Source organism: Arthrobacter sp. 05L44 (assembly GCF_056397605.1).
Window position 1 is genome coordinate 1 of record NZ_JBFTNS010000019.1, and the last position, 1085, is coordinate 1085.

Genomic DNA, 1085 nt, shown 5'->3' on the forward strand with positions numbered 1-1085 from the left:
CCTAGGTGTACTGGGCCGGGACGTTGTTGACACTTAGGGCTTGAAAACGAGGAGGACCTCCGGGCTAAGTGGAGCTGTCTAATTCACACACTTCGCGCTCGGAGGTCCTCGTGTCCCACGTTAATGCCCGACTGACAGTTCATGGAAGACGGCTGATCGTGGATCGGGTCGCCGCAGGCCGCCCGGTCGCTCACATCGCGGCCGAGCTGGGCGTGTCCCGGCAGACCGCGTACCGGTGGGTCAGACGGTTCCGGGCGGAAGGGCCGGCCGGTTTACCGGACCGCTCAAGCCGCCCGAAATCATCACCGGCCCGGACGAGCGCCGAGCGTGAACAGGCCGTCCTGGCCGCCCGGCGGTCCTCACGGTTCGGGCCCTCGCGGATCGCGGCGCTGACCGGGGTCCCGGCCCGAACCGTGGGCAGGATCCTGCACCGCCACGGTGTGCCGCACCTAGCGGATTGTGATCCGCTGACCGGCGCCCCGATCCGGGCGACCAGGACCACGGCGAATCGGTACGAACGCTCACGSCCCGGGGAACTGATCCACCTGGATGTGAAGAAACTCGGCCGCATCCCGGACGGCGGCGGCTGGCGGGCCCACGGCCGCTCGGAACAGGTAAAGGGGCGCGGGATCGGTTACGACTACGTCCACGTCGCGATCGATGACCACACCCGTGTCGGCTACGCCGAAGTTCTCCCCGACRAGAAGGGCGCCACCGCCGCAGGGTTCCTCACCCGCGCCGCAGGCTACTTCGCCGGGCACGGCATCGGCCGGATCGAACGAGTCCTCACCGACAACGCCTTCGCCTACCGCAACTCCAACGCGTTCCGCCAGGCAGTCGCCAACCTCGGGGCGGAACAGCGGTTCATCAAGCCCCACTGTCCCTGGACCAACGGCAAAGCCGAACGCTTCAACCGCACCCTGCAAACCGAATGGGCCTACCGGCAGACCTTCACCAGCAGCAACCACCGCCAAGCCGCCCTTGCGCCCTGGCTCAAGCACTACAACACTGAACGCATCCACACCGGCATCGGCACCACACCCATCAACCGAGTGTCACCAACCTTGTGGCCCAGTACACCTAGG

At 66.9% G+C, this 1085-nt stretch carries 1 protein-coding gene; it reads left to right on the top strand.

What is annotated here, in order from left to right; translation table 11 throughout:
• Nucleotides 1-110: 110 nt before the first annotated feature.
• Nucleotides 111-1085 (top strand): IS481 family transposase (locus AC1DHY_RS15735; protein ID WP_476903903.1); only part of this gene is annotated, 975 nt, incomplete at its 3' end.